At 56.1% G+C, this 13,670-nt stretch carries 10 protein-coding genes and 1 tRNA gene; 4 read left to right on the top strand and 7 right to left on the bottom strand.

Going from position 1 to position 13,670, the window contains the following annotated elements; all coding sequences use genetic code 11:
- The first annotated feature begins 444 nt into the window (after positions 1 to 444).
- The gene (locus QFX05_RS01255) at positions 445 to 831 is read left to right on the top strand and encodes a beta/gamma crystallin-related protein (protein ID WP_279740237.1); all 387 of its coding nucleotides are present in this window, start codon (positions 445 to 447) and stop codon (positions 829 to 831) included.
- A 68-nt stretch (positions 832 to 899) separates the two neighbouring features.
- A complete protein-coding gene (locus tag QFX05_RS01250) occupies positions 900 to 1,769 on the top strand; it encodes a hypothetical protein (protein WP_279740236.1) in 870 nt (289 codons plus the stop codon).
- Between the two features lie 83 nt (positions 1,770 to 1,852).
- Here the strand turns inward: QFX05_RS01250 and aceE are convergent, their stop codons facing one another.
- Complete coding sequence (aceE, locus tag QFX05_RS01245) at positions 1,853 to 4,585, bottom strand: pyruvate dehydrogenase (acetyl-transferring), homodimeric type (RefSeq protein ID WP_279740234.1); 2,733 nt, start codon at positions 4,583 to 4,585, stop codon at positions 1,853 to 1,855.
- Between the two features lie 490 nt (positions 4,586 to 5,075).
- Here aceE and QFX05_RS01240 point away from each other — a divergent pair.
- Both QFX05_RS01240 and gndA read left to right on the top strand, forming a co-directional pair.
- Positions 5,076 to 5,148: transfer RNA gene (locus tag QFX05_RS01240), tRNA-Val, on the top strand.
- A gap of 194 nt (positions 5,149 to 5,342) precedes the next feature.
- Entirely contained in the window at positions 5,343 to 6,815 is a 1,473-nt protein-coding gene (gene gndA, locus QFX05_RS01235; protein ID WP_279740232.1) for an NADP-dependent phosphogluconate dehydrogenase, read from the top strand.
- Between the two features lie 210 nt (positions 6,816 to 7,025).
- On the opposite strand, the gene epsC is transcribed toward gndA, so the two are convergent.
- From epsC to QFX05_RS01205, 6 genes are all read right to left on the bottom strand, one after another.
- A complete protein-coding gene (gene epsC / locus QFX05_RS01230) occupies positions 7,026 to 7,610 on the bottom strand; it encodes a serine O-acetyltransferase EpsC (protein ID WP_279740231.1) in 585 nt (194 codons plus the stop codon).
- Between the two features lie 266 nt (positions 7,611 to 7,876).
- Positions 7,877 to 8,812: a cysteine synthase A gene (gene cysK, locus QFX05_RS01225; protein WP_279740229.1), complete on the bottom strand. Its 936-nt coding sequence runs from the start codon at positions 8,810 to 8,812 to the stop codon at positions 7,877 to 7,879.
- A gap of 398 nt (positions 8,813 to 9,210) precedes the next feature.
- Positions 9,211 to 9,963 carry a DUF6318 family protein gene (locus tag QFX05_RS01220; RefSeq protein WP_279740227.1) on the bottom strand — a complete coding sequence of 251 codons (753 nt, stop codon included), beginning with the start codon at positions 9,961 to 9,963 and terminating at the stop codon, positions 9,211 to 9,213.
- A gap of 121 nt (positions 9,964 to 10,084) precedes the next feature.
- Positions 10,085 to 11,038, bottom strand: coding sequence for a DUF6318 family protein (locus tag QFX05_RS01215; RefSeq protein WP_279740225.1), 954 nt, complete (start codon positions 11,036 to 11,038; stop codon positions 10,085 to 10,087).
- A gap of 106 nt (positions 11,039 to 11,144) precedes the next feature.
- Positions 11,145 to 11,975, bottom strand: coding sequence for a DUF6318 family protein (locus QFX05_RS01210; RefSeq protein ID WP_279740224.1), 831 nt, complete (start codon positions 11,973 to 11,975; stop codon positions 11,145 to 11,147).
- Positions 11,976 to 12,241: 266 nt separating this feature from the next.
- Complete coding sequence (locus QFX05_RS01205) at positions 12,242 to 13,363, bottom strand: DUF6318 family protein (protein ID WP_279740223.1); 1,122 nt, start codon at positions 13,361 to 13,363, stop codon at positions 12,242 to 12,244.
- Between the last annotated feature and the right edge of the window lie 307 nt (positions 13,364 to 13,670).

Raw genomic sequence — 13,670 nt, 5'->3', positions numbered from 1 at the left:
CCCACAAGTAACTGAATTAGCCCGGAGGTAATAGTCGTTACCTCCGGGCTACATCGGTTAAAACATGCGGTTGAGTTAAAACACGAATGCCCCCGGTTGATGAATCACCAGCCGGGGGCATTGCTTTATTATCGCAAAGAGTATCTTTTAGGTAATTTTAGTCATATAAAATATTCGTGCAAAAAATTATTAGTATGCAAATGGTATAAAATACCAAATTTTATAGCCTTTAATATACACATGCTCTTAAATTTTGTGACACATACCTCACTCATTGCTTGAAAAGACTCCTTGGTGAGTGCTAGATTGAAGCCACCTCTTAAATATGATTCCGATTACATGGATAGGGATTGTATCTAAGAGAACGACTCGGTATACACCAAGCCGTAGAATGTATTTCACTCACGCAGAAGGATATCCTTCTCAAAACACTAGGAGTTTACGATGAAGCTCTACAAGGCTCTTGCAACCGCGATGGTTGCAACGGCAGCTACCATGGCAGCGATGCCCGCCGGTAACGCCGCAGTCTTTTACGACTGGCGTAACTATAACGAGGCAGGCGGTATTTACGATACCCACGGCGACCGGTACGTGTCTCACCTGCGTGATATGAATGATCGCGTATCTTCCATCCGAAGCTATGGCGAACATTACGTCGCTTTTCAGGATGAGGACTATCAGGGATTCTCATTCGATATCAATTATCGCGACTTCAACAGCCTCGAAGGTTTCTATGAAGGTCGAAATTGGTGGAACGGAGACTGGAACGATAAGATCACTTCCCTTCGCCGAAATGACTATTTTCCCCGCATAAATGGTTGGGCGGCATAATATGACATAAGTATTATGCCGCCCAATCGCAAAAAATAATCCCCTTGTTGTTCTTGAAAGGAAAAATCATGAACCTCAAGAAATTCTTTCAGCCCGCAATGGCTTTAACGTTTGCATTCACGCTAGCCTGCACATCCTGTTCTACAGGCCCGCAACTAGAACGTGATGAAACGGCCCAAGCAACTCTAGACTATAAAAACAACCGAATCATTACTCCACTCGAAGAATACAATGACATTTTCGATGAAAATTCCCAGTATTACGGTCGAGCCTTGGAAATTCTCAGGCAGCGCTGTTTCGCAAAGCACGGCCAGTCCTATGAAATATATATCCCGGATGTAGAAGATAGGAAATTCGTTTCATCCGGTCGCGAGTTTGGTCGCTGGAACCCCGAATACTCCGCCAAATATGGAAGCTACAAGCGACCCGGGAATGCACCATCATCGGGGGGATATGACACAAAAATCATGGAACAGTGCATGCCTGAAATCTTAGCCACGTTGAAAGAGATTGCGGGCATCAGCCTCGAAGAGCAAAGTGGCCTCACAGAAGCCTATCGTCGAATCCACGGTGAATCCTATGCAGCTGCCATGAATCATCCTGAATGGAAAAAATACCGTGAAGCATGGTGGAAATGCCTATCGGATAAAGGTCTAACGCCACGAAAAGGCGACCAAGAATGGGGTACAAAAGAACTATCAAATATAGCCCGCAGTGACGGTGTTAGTAATTCCCCAGCATCGGAAGAAGAAATTCGACTCAGCGTCATCGAAGCACAATGCAGTAAAGATACAGGAATGGCTCAAGGTCTTGCTAATCTTGTAGCTTCGTATCAAAAACCGCTCATCCGGGATAATGAAACAAAACTAGAAGAACAGCGAAAGCAGCTATCAGAAGTTTATCTCCGATATAAAGAGTGGGTTCTCAAAAACCAATAAATAGAATGCCCCCGGTTGATGATTCATCAACCGGGGGCATCGTTTAGCGTCTAACGCAGAACCGGGGTTCTGTCGCTAAATGCTTAGTGCTGCTCCAGCTCGGAGTTAGCGTTCACGTTGAGCAGGTCGTACTTAGCGAATGCCTTCGCGGGAACGTCTGCTGCAACCTCGCCGCGCTTTGCCAGCATCTGCAGGGTGCGGACAACGACCGACTCTGCATCGATGTGGAAGAAGCGACGTGCACCCGGGCGAGTGTCTGCGAAGCCGAAGCCGTCAGCACCCAGGGTTGCGAAGTCGTTCGGAACGAACTGGCGGATCTGGTCGGGAACATCCGAGGAGAAGTCGGTGGTCGCGACGATCGGGCCAGCAGCGCCAGCCAGCTTCTGGGTCACGTAAGGAACGCGAGCGGGCTGGTTCGGGTTCAGCAGAGCCTCTTCCTCAGCGGCAATGCCGTCGCGGCGCAGCTCGGTCCACGAGGTGACAGACCAGACGTCTGCGGAGACGCCCCAGTCCTCAGCCAGCAGCTGCTGAGCCTTCTCAGCCCACGGAACAGCAACACCGGATGCCAGCAGCTGTGCCTTGGGGCCGGAGGTCAGCGGGGACTCGCTGATCTTGTGGATACCCTTGACGATACCCTCAACGTCAACGTTTGCCGGCTCAGCAGGCTGGTGAATCGGCTCGTTGTACACGGTCAGGTAGTACATGACGTTGTGGTCTTCGTCCTTGGTGCCGTACATCTGCTCGATACCGCGCTCCATGATGTGCGCAATCTCGTAGCCGTATGCCGGGTCGTAAATCTTGAACGCCGGGTTGGTGGACGCCAGAATCGGGGAGTGACCGTCAGCGTGCTGCAGACCCTCACCGGACAGGGTGGTACGACCTGCGGTTGCACCGATGACGAAGCCGCGGCACAGCTGGTCGGCAGCAGCCCAGAAGGAGTCGCCAGTACGCTGGAAGCCAAACATCGAGTAGAAGATGTAAATCGGAATCATCGGCTCGCCGTGGGTGTCGTAGGACGAACCCAGAGCGATGAATGCAGCGGTTGCGCCTGCCTCGTTAATACCCACGTGAACAATCTGGCCCTCGGGGGACTCGGTGTAGGTGAGCATGAGCTGGTGGTCAACGGGCACGTAGTTCTGGCCGTTGGGGTTGTACAGCTTAGCCGAGGGGAAGAAGGAGTCCATACCGAAGGTACGTGCCTCATCGGGGGTGATGGGAGCGATACGGTGACCGAAGCCCTTCACACGCATGAGGTCCTTCATCAGGCGGACGAACGCCATGGTGGTAGCAGCGGTCTGCTTGCCGGAGCCCTTCTTGGTCTGTGCGTAGACCTTGGACTCGGGCAGGATAATCTCGGGCTGTGCGTTTGCACGGCCGGGGATGTAACCGCCGAGCTCCTTACGGCGTGCCTGCATGTACTGCAGTGCCGGGTGGCTTGCCTCGGGCAGGTAGTACGGCGGGTTGTACAGATCCTTCTCCAGCTCCTCGTCGGAGATGGGGATGTTCAGGTGGTCACGGAAGCCCTTCAGTGCTTCCATGGTGAACTTCTTAATCTGGTGGGTGGAGTTACGTGCCTCGAAGAACGGGCCGAGCTCCGCACCCTTAATGGACTGTGCCAGGATGACGGTGGGCTTGCCCTTGGTCTCCATAGCTTCCTTGTAGGCTGCGTAGATCTTCTTGTCGTCGTGGCCACCCAGGCGCAGGTTGAAGATCTGCTCGTCGGTCAGGTCTGCAACCAGTTCCTTGGTCTCGGGGTACTTGCCGAAGAAGTGCTCGCGGATGTAGCCGCCGTCTTCGCCGCGGAAGGTCTGGTAGTCACCGTCGAGGGTTTCGTTCATCAGCTGGATGAGCTTGCCGCTCTTGTCCTTCTTGAGCAGCTCGTCGTAGTCAGAGCCCCACAGGACCTTGATAACGTGCCAGCCTGCGCCGCGGAAGAATGCCTCAAGCTCCTGAACAATCTTGCCGTTACCGCGAACGGGGCCGTCCAGACGCTGCAGGTTGCAGTTGACGACGAAGGTCAGGTTGTCCAGGTGCTCGTTTGCAGCCAGCTGCAGTGCACCACGCGACTCGGGCTCGTCCATTTCGCCATCGCCCAGGAAGGCCCAGACGTGCTGCTCGGAGGTGTCCTTGATCTTGTGGTTGTGCAGGTACTTGTTGAAGGATGCCTGGTGGATTGCGTTCAGCGGGCCCAGACCCATAGACACAGTCGGGAACTGCCAGAACTCGGGCATGCAACGGGGGTGCGGGTACGAAGGAATACCGTTTGCGCCCTTGGTCTTCTCCTGGCGGAAGCCGTCCATCTGCTCTTCGGTCAGGACGCCTTCAACGAATGCGCGGGAGTAGACACCGGGGGAGGAGTGACCCTGGAAGAAGACCTGGTCACCGCCACCGGGGTGGTTACGGCCGCGGAAGAAGTGGTTCTGGCCCATTTCGTAGAGGTCAGCAACACCTGCGAAGGTGGAGATGTGGCCACCAACGCCGATGCCCTTCTTCTGGGCACGCTGAACCATAATTGCTGCGTTCCAACGAATCCATGCGCGGTACTGGCGCTCGAGTTCCTCATCACCGGGGTACTCGGGCTGCTGGTCTGCGGGGATGGTGTTGATGTAGTCGGTCTTGACCAGAGTCGGAACCTTTACGCCCTTCTCACCAGCTTCCTTGAGCAGTGCGCGAAGGATGTACTCTGCACGCTCGGTGCCGTGAGTCTTGATAAGGTCCTCGAGGGACTCGGCCCATTCCTGGGTCTCTTCTACGTCGATGTCCTTGAGGCCATCAAGAAGGGTGCTCAGGGAGTGCTCGTTCGGTACGTTAGCCAAACTAATCCAACCTCTCTTCTGTGCGGTTGTGAGATTGCCCGCCCCGCCTTGTTGCGATGTCGAACAATCTTTATGTTTAAGCGATGTAGATCAAAGAGACCTGCTTCGCTTCTTATCTCTACTATCTTAGACCTAAAGGTGCTCCTCTTGGTCTCAAATGAAGGTTTTTGTGATGTGGGTTTCGCATTGTGACAATCTGGGTGGAAAATACGCGCATCAAAAGTACTGGTTAAGGTATTTTTGCACCTAAATAGCGCGGAATGATGGGCTTGGCGGAATGGCGCGGAATGAAGGGGTATGGCCTGCCTAAAAGGTAGTGGCCCAACATGGCTTGCCATGGCTTACTGTGGCTTAGTGTTGGGTATCGTGGGAAAATGAAAAAAATACTGAGATATAGAACACGTATTCAGGATTTGCATGTTGCTCCAGAAGTCCGTATAGTCTTTTCTTGTGTTCGCCACTGGAACGGAAACGAAACAGTGAGAACTATGGGTCTTTAGCTCAGCTGGTAGAGCGCCACGTTTACACCGTGGATGTCATCGGTTCGATCCCGGTAGGACCCACCGCTAACCCCGGTACCGCAAGGTACCGGGGTTTTTGTTTACCCTCGTACAGGCCCCCAGAATGTTTCGCTCAGAGGTTAAAAACACTTCACTCAAGGGTTCAGAAGAAAATCCGGTCGGCAGCGCCAGCCCCCGGGGTATAAAACTGCACTCCACCTATATATAGTCTGCCCTAAGCGCGTATCCTTATATACATGACTGAAAACAAGAAGGCACAGATTGGTGTCACCGGCCTTGCTGTCATGGGCGCAAACCTCGCCCGCAACCTGGCACGTAACGGCTACACCGTGGCATTGCACAACCGTTCCGTAGAGAAGACCGACGCACTGCTGGCTGAGCACGGCGCAGACGGCGACTTCATCCGTACCGAGTCCCTGCAGGAACTTGTTGACTCCCTCGAGTCTCCCCGCCGCATCCTGATTATGGTCAAGGCGGGCGCACCCGTCGATGCAGTGATCGAACAGCTCACCCCCATGCTCGATGAAGGCGACATTATTATCGACGGCGGTAACTCCCACTTCCCCGACACCATCCGTCGCGAGCGCGCCCTGGCTGAAAAGGGTCTGCACTTCGTAGGCGTTGGCGTCTCCGGTGGCGAAGAGGGTGCTCTCTGGGGCCCCTCCATGATGCCCGGCGGCTCCGCAGAGTCCTACAAGCACCTGGGCCCGCTGCTCGAAAAGATCGCAGCGAAGGCACCTCAGGACGGCGCACCCTGCTGCGCATGGATCTCCACCGACGGTGCGGGCCACTTCGTGAAGATGGTCCACAACGGCATCGAGTACGCTGACATGCAGGTCATCGGCGAAGCTTACGACATTCTGCGCTCCATCGCAGGCATTGAGCCGGCACAGCAGGCAGAAATCTTCAAGACCTGGAACGAAGGCGACCTGAGCTCCTACCTGATTGAAATCACCGCAGAGGTGCTCGCACAGGTAGACGCAAAGACTGGCAAGCCCCTGGTCGACGTTATTGTTGACGCAGCGGGCCAGAAGGGTACCGGTCTGTGGACCGCTAAGGCTGGCCTGGACCTCGGTTCCCCCGTCTCAGCTATCGCAGAGTCCGTGTTCGCACGCGCCCTCTCCTCCTCCGAGCGTGAGCAGCGCGAGCAGGCACAGCGCGAACTGCCCGCGGGCCTGATCGCAACCACCGGCATCGGTGCAGGCGACCCCGAGTTCGTTGAGGATGTGCGCCGCGCACTCTTCGCCTCCAAGCTCGTCGCGTACGCACAGGGCATGGACCTGCTCACCCGTGCAGGTAAGGAATACGGCTGGGACCTGAAGCTGGACACCATTGCATCGCTGTGGCGTGCAGGCTGCATCATTCGCGCCGAGCTGCTGGGCGACATCATGGCTGCTTACGCTGATGAGGCTCCCGCGAACATGCTGCTCGCACCGGCGTTCAAGAACCTCATGGAGGAGCTCGTTCCTTCCTGGCGTCGCGTGGTGGCTAAGGCAACCGCACTGGGCATCCCCGTGCCGGTGTTCGCATCCGCACTGTCCTACTACGACGGCCTGCGCCGCGACCGCCTGCCCGCATCCCTGATTCAGGGTCAGCGTGACTTCTTCGGCGCGCACACCTACGGTCGTATTGACGAAGAGGGCGCCTTCCACACTATGTGGAGCGCTGACCGCTCCGAGGTGAACGCAGCGGACATTCACGTTCACTAAGCTCCCGTAGCTGAATACGTCAAAGCCCGCCTTCGGCTGGATGAGAATCCAACCAAAGGCGGGCTTTTATGTCTTGATATAGGACGCCACCGAGATGGGTCAGGGCGAGATGGGTCAGGGGCATCTTTAGGGTATAGCGGGGGAAGACCTGTAAGAACCTAGCTAGGAGCCTCCAGGTGCGCCTCTACCGCCTCAAAACGCTAACAAGCGCTAAATCCACATGGCGGGGTCAATATACTCCACAGCATCCACCAGGGGCTTCTTCTTCTCCGGGGTACGCGGGCGGTGCTTCGCCGGAATACCGGTAATAATCGAATCGGCGGGGTGATCGTTGACCACCACGGCGTTCGCACCAATAGCGCTATCGGCACCAATAACCACCGGACCCAGCACCTTAGCGCCGGCACCAATGGTCACGCGGTCACCAATGGTGGGGTGACGCTTCACCTTCTTCAGGGAACGACCGCCCAGAGTCACGCCGTGGTACAGCATCACGTCGTCACCGACCTCAGCGGTTTCACCAATGACAATGCCCATGCCGTGATCGATGAAGAAACGGCGGCCAATGGTCGCGCCGGGGTGAATCTCCACACCGGTCAAAAAACGAGCAAACTGCGAGAGAGTACGAGCCAGAGCCTTCGTCTCATCCTTCTGCCAGAGTTTGTGGGTCAGACGGTGAACCCAAATGGCGTGCATGCCCGAATAGTTCAGCGCAATCTCGACAGCGCCGCGCGCAGCAGGGTCGTGCTGGCGGACGTTCTCAATATCTTCACGCAGACGCGCAATAAAACTCATGGGTTCCCTTTCCCTCATCGGTCGTGTTCTGTGTATGCGACCCTTCCAAAGGTACCAACAACGGGACCCTTTCGGCTATTTCCGCCGCAACCCTCAGCGGGGATACGGCAAAGAATACGGGGCGACGGTTCACTGCGGGAGTAAAACCCTCTCAGGTAAGCGGTCACAAGAAACACCGCAAGGATGCACAAATGCCCCGCCCGCCGGGTGTAACCGGTAGACGGGGCCGTAGTGCTATAAGCCCCTCCCGGGGCTCAGAAGCTCAATTAGCCGCGGATATCCTCGTACAGCGCGGTAGAGATGTAACGCTCACCGAAGTCGGGAACGATAGCCACAATTAGCTTGTCCTTGTTCTCAGACTTCTTAGCCTCCTCCAGAGCAGCCCAGACAGCCGCGCCGGAAGAAATACCGCCCAGAATACCTTCCTGGGTAGCCAGCAGACGGGAGGTGCGCATAGCGTCCTCAGCGCTGACCGGAGTCACTGAATCGTAGATGCCGCGGTTCAGGGTGTCGGGAACGAAGTTAGCGCCCAGGCCCTGAATCTTGTGGGGACCAACTCGACCCTCGGAGAGTAGCGGGGAGTCCTTCGGCTCAACCGCAACAACCTTCACGTCCGGGTTCTGCTCCTTCAGGTACTTGCCGGCACCGGAGATGGTGCCGCCGGTGCCAATACCCGCCACGAAAATGTCGACCTTACCGTCGGTTGCTTCCCAAATCTCCGGGCCGGTGGTGTTGTAGTGAATAGTGGGGTTTGCCTCGTTAGAGAACTGGGAGGCCAGGATAGCGTTCTCGGTGGTCGCAACGATTTCCTTAGCCTTCTCCACAGCACCGCGCATACCCTCGGTACCGGGGGTCAGCACAATCTGAGCACCGTAAGCACGCAGCAGCACGCGACGCTCAGCAGACATGGTCTCCGGCATGGTCAGGATGACGCGGTAACCGCGAGCAGCACCAACCATAGCCAATGCAATACCGGTATTACCGGAAGTACCCTCAACAATGGCGCCGCCGGGCTTCAGCGCGCCCGACTTCTCAGCGGCGTCAATGATGGCGCGACCGATACGGTCCTTGACCGAGCCTGCGGGGTTGTAGAACTCAAGCTTGACCGCTACGTTACCGGGAAGACCCTCGTCCAGTCGGTTCAGCTTAACCAGGGGGGTCTGGCCGGTTGCTTCAACAATGCTGTTGAGAATCTTTGCCATGGGGTGCTCTCCTTTGTGAGCTTGGGGGAGGCCGGCCGCGTCGGGGGTCTCCATAATGAATAATCGGTTACGTGGCAACTCTACTACTCGCCAGCAACAGGTTTAAACCTGCAGTCACAGTTCGTAATAATGCCAAAGAAAAACCTCAAGGAACGAGGTTCAGGGAAGAGGGTACAGAAAAGCGCCGCACAACCCCTTTCTCAACAAAGGATGATGCATGTGCGGCGCTCTAGAAACATTATGTACCCCAAAAGACAACCTCAATGTATAAGAGGAGTGATGAACTCTGTTCACCGCAATCTGGAGCCATAAATTTTGCCATCAATGGAAAAACAGTGAAAAACCGCATCCTGAGATGGAAAAGATGCAAAAGCGGAGGAGAAAACCAGTCCAGAGGACTAGTTGATGTCCATGTGCAAATCCCACTTGTTGTTCAAGTAACGGCCAACAGACTCACCGAACATCTTCACGTGACGCTTATCAGCCGCCACGGTCTGCTCCTTACCATCCTTGAACAGCTTCTCACCCAGATCCACGTTCAGAGTCACGGTCCAGTTGTACGCGCCCTGCGCCAGAACCGGCTGCTTGGTACCAATGGTCAAAGTAGCGGTCGGGTTCACGTACCAAGTCTTCTTCTCATCAATACCTGCCTTGGTGGAGTCCGCGTACTTCTTCATCGCAGTCAGGGTCTCCTGGTCGGTGCTGACCTCGTTCATATAGCGCATATCGCCGGTACGCAGCAGGTACTCAAATGCCGCACCGAAGTACGCCAGAGCCGCCGCGAAGCCAGCCACCGAGTTCTGGTGCATGGTCTCCGGAATGATCGGGGAGGGAACATTCTGTGGTGGGTGCTCAGCGTTACCCGGCTGGTACTCGCCGTGCTCCTCCATATTCTCCAGCTTCGCTACGCCGCTGTAATCCTTATTGTCGTTAGGCAGCGGAGAATTCGCTGCGGTAGCCGACGCAGACGCAGACGCAGAGGCAGAGGGCGAGGTGGCGGCAGACTCAGAAGCCGATGCAGAAGCACTCTCAGAGCCAGAAGCGGAAGCAGACGCCTCAGAAGTAGTCTTAGAGCCACAAGCCGCCAGCAAAGCCATGGAGCTGACACCCAGCACACCCAGCGCCGCGCGGCGGGTCAGGTTCTCGGACATAGTGATACCTTTCAGTCAGTCGGTGATTGTAACCAGTTTAGCCGCAAACCCAACAGGATACAGAGTTGAGTCAAGCGAAGCGTGAGAAGCGCCTCGCAGATAAAAGTGTTATGACGAACTATCACGCCGCGGAGGTGGCGGAAGCCTCAACAGAAGCTTCAGCAGAACCCGAAACAGACTCGGAAGCAGATGCTGCGCCGGATACCGCCGCGCTCGCGGTGCCCTGAGTAGCGCCTCCCTGGAGTGTCGTACCGTACGCTACGCTCAGCTCCCACATCTTAGAATCAGCATGGTAGCGGCCGCGGAAATCGCACTCCTGAACCGTCACCTGAGAAACCGGATCCGCCGCCGTCGCAGAAGCAGTGGGGGACGGCGCATCAGCCACCAGCGCATCCTCAGAAGACTCAGTAGGCTCAGCAGAAATACTCGCGGAGGTGACCACCGGCTGAATCTTGCCCTCAGCCACCGCATCCGTACCGAAGTCCAGAGTGTACTTGGCTTTAAACAGCAGATTGCCATCACTCATAATGGACGGCTGCGCACTCGAAAGCGCATAGGAAGCCGACGGATTCACATACCAGGACCCCTTCTCCACACCCGCAAGAATAGAAGCCGACAGGGCATCCACCTCCGAGCGAGTCTTTGACGACAGCAGAATGCCGGTCGAGAACGCATCCGTGCTACCGGTCTTCACCAGATAATCCATGGCCGCCGCAAAATAAGCAATTGCTTCATGGAAACCCGTCACCGTATTTACCGACAGAGCATCAGTCACCTTCGGCTTCGGAGCATTACGCGGCGGATGCTCCACCGCGCCCTGCTCATAACTCAGCGTGCCCTCATAGTGGGTGTACTCCACCAGACCCGAATAGTTCTGACCATCATCACTGTACCCATTCGGGTTAGTGCTCGACTTCGAACCGTTCAGGTTACCGCCCTGAGAACCAGACTGGCGGCTAGATCCACCCGAACCGCAAGCGCTCAACAGTGCTGCAGAACCAGCAACAGCAGAAACGCCCAGACCCAGGCGCAGCAGGGAGCGGCGAGAGAGAGAAGACTGAGAAAAAGAAGACATAAGAGAAAAACCTTCAATCCAGGAAAGCTCGTTACTACCAGAGTAAAACAGATCATGCCCTAACCCGAGTGCGAGTTAGGGCATGATGCCTCATCCATCTGAGGGCTTAAAGGTTGTCACCATTAGAATTTCCGCCATTACCGGAGGTACCGGAATTGCCAGCATTACCGAAGTTAGCGCCACCATTCTTAGGCTGAGCTGAAGCCTGAGCCTCATACTCGTCCTGAATAGTCAAAGTCCAATCATTATCGTCGCGTACACCTGTAACCACCAGGCCACGCTCAGTGCGGCGAACCTTCTCAGACATCTCCGCAGGAGCGCCCTCAACCACAACGGTCGGACCCAAATCAATCACCAGATCGAAAGTCCACTGCACGCTCTTCTTCACCAAGGTCGGAACAGCAGTGAATGCAGACATCGTCACCTTCGGCGACACAAACCAATTACGCACCTGTGAGCTTTCATCCGACTCATCCATGAACGATGAGAACGACGCAACGAACTTCTCATCAGCCTTCGACTCACGTAGCGGAGCTGCATCACCGGTCAACACCAGGTAGTTAATCGCCGCATACACAAACGCAATCGAATCGTACAGACCCTGCACCGAGTTCTCCGAAGCGCTCGGCGGGCGCTTCGGGACCGGCACGTTCTGTGCGGGAGTAGACTCGGTCGCCGGAACGAAAATGCCCTTATTCTCATAGTTATCGAAGGTTACCTCGCCGCTAAAGTCAGTGCGCGAAGAAGCAGAGGAGGAAATCTGAGGGGTATTCACGTCAGTGTCCTCGGTGGTGGGGGAAGAGCCACCGCAGGCAACCAGCAGAGCGCTCAATGACACGCCTGCAACGCCCGCACCGGCGTAACGCAGAGCAGAACGGCGGCTGATGCCGGTAGCGGAACTACCAGAAAGCCCAGAGGTCAAAGGGAAAAGCGCCACGGAGTACCTTTCAGGTGAGAATCTCAGGTGAGAGACGAGTGAGAGTGTGCCTCGTCGAACGGATATCACACGCGGATATCCCTCTAGAGACAGTCCTAAGTATAACGCGCCCTCGCCTTCACACCCGTGTGTACCACCGCTCGATTGAGCGTGATATGCCGCCCATCAGCGAACTTACCGCAACCAGTGGCAGCAGGGCAGCGAAGGGGCACAGGACATAGTGCATAGTGAAGGAGAGGACGCGTTCATTGTCTATAGCGGAGGGGCTACTGGGCGCCCCCGGCGGGAGCAGTATCTGTACCAGCGGCACCGGGCTGAGCAACACCGGGTTCAGGAGCGCCGGGAGCTACACTCGGCTGAGCCGTCGCAACGGCAGGCTGAGGATCCTGTGCTCCACCGTTCTGCGCGCCACTATTCTGCGCCGCACCATTCTGGGAGCCGGTGTCCAGTCGTGCGCCGCCGTTCTGTCCACCACTGTTTTGGATGGCAGGCGCCTGCGCAGCACCATTATTTGTGGTACCCTGCGCGGCACCGTTACCCGAGGTGTTCGCACCGGCGTTCGCGCCACCATTAGCCGCCACGGTGCTGTCATCAGTCACCGTCGGGGTATAGGTCGAAGAAGGCTGAGCACGCGGAGTCTGAGTAGGCTTCGGAGTCAACGCAGGATCATACTGCTGAGGCGCAATCACCAACCAGCGCTTCGCCTCCTCATCGTACTCAGCGTACAGAACAGTGGTCTCCGCAGCCTCAGTATTTTCCAGGGGCTTGGTAGCGTTCGTCGACTTCTCAACCTGCAAGCCGTGCGCCTGAGTAACAGAACACGCCCACGAATACTTAGTACCGCGAATAGTCGGCTGCTTCTCGGTCAGACGGAAAGTCCACTCGCCATCAACCAACCAGTTCGTGCCGGGCGCATAGAACGCACGCAGCTTCTCTAAAGAAGCACGCTGAACAGAATTATGCTCATGCACCACCTGCAGAGCCGGACCGGGTTCACCGGTCATACGGGCATAGTTCACCGCCGCCGCAAAATACGCGAAAGTGGCACGCAAACCGCGGGCGTTCTTGTCGTACATGCTCTCATCCTCAATCGGGATGGGCACAGCACTTGCCTTAGAATCTGTGCTAGCAGGACCGGCAGTAGGCTCAATCGTGTACACCTGACCGGTTTCCGGATCGGTACTGCTCATCGGAGCTGCACCATGACCGGGAATGTACTTGGTCCACTTCAACTCGCCCGACAGGTTGTCGTAGGCACCCGCAATCGAAGCGGAAGCAGTGGGGGAGGCGGTCGCCTCCGCAGTCTTCTTGGAACCGCAAGCGGCAAGCATAGTACCCATGGCAACGGTGCCCGTGAGCGCAATAAAGTGGCGGCGGCTGTGAATCATAGTGATCCCCTTGAACGTGCTGTGATGCGGAAATATCGGTGATAAGTGAAGGGCTCACATCCTAATCCTCAGCCTAACATCACGCCCCTACAGGAGGGTGCGAAGCAGTCACCCGCGGGGCGGGTAGACACGGATTGAGACGAAAATGGGCCGACCTCATCTAGCCCTAGCCTATAGATTTCGCGCGTGGCACACAAATAAAAGCCCTCATCCGTGCCTCATATCACCCAATATGGAGGGTTCTTCAAGGCACGGATGGAAAGAAGCTTTAGGCTGAGTCTCGAATGTAACGAGTCGCCTTCGAGAG

Source organism: Rothia similimucilaginosa (assembly GCF_029850875.1).
GTDB lineage: Bacteria > Actinomycetota > Actinomycetes > Actinomycetales > Micrococcaceae > Rothia.
This window is presented reverse-complemented; position numbering and strand designations above follow the sequence as displayed.

Excerpts from the sequence above, each read along its gene's own strand:
- QFX05_RS01255 (WP_279740237.1), top strand. The coding sequence starts at position 445 with ATGAAGCTCTACAAGGCTCTTGCAACCGCGATGGTTGCAACGGCAGCT.
- QFX05_RS01250 (WP_279740236.1), top strand. The coding sequence starts at position 900 with ATGAACCTCAAGAAATTCTTTCAGCCCGCAATGGCTTTAACGTTTGCA.
- gndA (WP_279740232.1), top strand. The coding sequence starts at position 5,343 with ATGACTGAAAACAAGAAGGCACAGATTGGTGTCACCGGCCTTGCTGTC.
- epsC (WP_279740231.1), bottom strand. The coding sequence starts at position 7,610 with ATGAGTTTTATTGCGCGTCTGCGTGAAGATATTGAGAACGTCCGCCAG.
- cysK (WP_279740229.1), bottom strand. The coding sequence starts at position 8,812 with ATGGCAAAGATTCTCAACAGCATTGTTGAAGCAACCGGCCAGACCCCC.
- QFX05_RS01220 (WP_279740227.1), bottom strand. The coding sequence starts at position 9,963 with ATGTCCGAGAACCTGACCCGCCGCGCGGCGCTGGGTGTGCTGGGTGTC.
- QFX05_RS01215 (WP_279740225.1), bottom strand. The coding sequence starts at position 11,038 with ATGTCTTCTTTTTCTCAGTCTTCTCTCTCTCGCCGCTCCCTGCTGCGC.
- QFX05_RS01205 (WP_279740223.1), bottom strand. The coding sequence starts at position 13,363 with ATGATTCACAGCCGCCGCCACTTTATTGCGCTCACGGGCACCGTTGCC.